Genomic DNA, 1,298 nt, shown 5'->3' with positions numbered 1-1,298 from the left:
GGCTCGGGGCCTCAGGGCCGCGTGACGAAGGCGGACGTGGTGGCGGCGCTGGAGGGTGGCAACGGCGCGCCGAAGAAGAACGAGGTCGCGGCCCCCGCGCCCCAGGCCGCGCGTCCGGCGGCGCCGCCCGTGTCCTCGGGGAAGGGCGACGAGCGCATCGCGCTGCGCGGGCTGCGCAAGAAGATTGCGGAGAAGATGGTGCGCTCGAAGTTCACGATGCCGCACTTCGCGTTCGTGGAGGAGGTGGACGCCACGGACCTGGTCGCGCTGCGCACGCGGCTCAACAGCCAGCTGGCGGCGGCGGGGGACGGCACGAAGCTGACCTACCTGCCGTTCATCGTGAAGGCGACCATCGCGGCGATGAAGAAGTTCCCGCACCTCAACGCGAACTTCGACGAGTCGACGCAGGAGCTGGTGGTGCGCGGCGAGTACAACATCGGCATCGCGGTGGCCACGCCGGACGGCCTCACGGTGGCGGTGGTGCGCAACGCGGATCAGCTCACGCTGGGCGAGCTGGCGAAGGAGATCTCCCGCCTGAGCGTCGCGGCGCGCGACCGCAAGCTGAAGATGGAGGAGCTGACGGGCGGCACCTTCACCATCACCTCGCTGGGGCAGAGCGGCGGCCTGTTCGCCACGCCCATCCTGAACCACCCCGAGGTGGGCATCCTGGGCGTTCACAAGCTGAAGAAGCGCCCGGCGGTGAAGAACGACCAGGTGGTCGTCCGGGACATGATGAACCTGTCGCTGTCCTGCGACCACCGCGTCATCGACGGCGACGTCGCGGCGAGCTTCGTGTACGAGATCATCAAGTACCTGGAAGCGCCGGACCTGCTGTTCCTCGCGATGGCGTGAGGACGCGCGTCGCGGGGCTCGCCGACCGCTCCAGCTCCGGGGGGCGGCCGGGACGCGGGGGACTACCGGAACAGCAACGCTGAAAGCGGGCACCCGCGATGGCCGACAATCCCCGTGAGTTGATCCGCGCCGCGCAGACCGCCGAGCTCCAGGGAGACCGCGCACGAGCGGCGGAGTGCCTGGAGCAGGCCGCCGCCCTCTACCAGCGCTCCGGGCACACCTCGCGCGCCTCCCAGTTGTTGCGGCAGGCGCGCCAGTTGAAGGCCCGCGCCCCGGACGTGAGCCCCGCCTTCACCGCGGCGATGGCGGGAGGCAAGGACGCGACGGCCTTCCGCGCGGTGGGCTGGAGCGACGCGGTGTCCGCCGCGTCAACGACAAGGCCGACGCCGTGGCGCACCCGCTGGAGGAGCCCACCGTGACGGGTGGCGCGGCGCTGCCCACCGAGC

At 71.3% G+C, this 1,298-nt stretch carries 2 protein-coding genes; one reads left to right on the top strand and one right to left on the bottom strand.

The annotated features are described in order from the left end of the window. A partial coding sequence (locus ACLEQD_RS43615) for a dihydrolipoamide acetyltransferase family protein (protein ID WP_410391825.1) occupies nucleotides 1-852 on the top strand: 852 nt, incomplete at its 5' end. Between the two features lie 199 nt (nucleotides 853-1,051). On the opposite strand, the gene ACLEQD_RS43610 is transcribed toward ACLEQD_RS43615, so the two are convergent. Continuing rightward, a partial coding sequence (locus tag ACLEQD_RS43610; protein WP_410391824.1) for a hypothetical protein occupies nucleotides 1,052-1,298 on the bottom strand: 247 nt, incomplete at its 5' end.

The organism is Corallococcus sp. 4LFB (assembly GCF_046520365.1).
Lineage (GTDB): Bacteria > Myxococcota > Myxococcia > Myxococcales > Myxococcaceae > Corallococcus > Corallococcus caeni.
The sequence above is the reverse complement of the archived record's forward strand: the minus strand, read 5'-3'. Positions and strand labels throughout refer to the sequence as shown.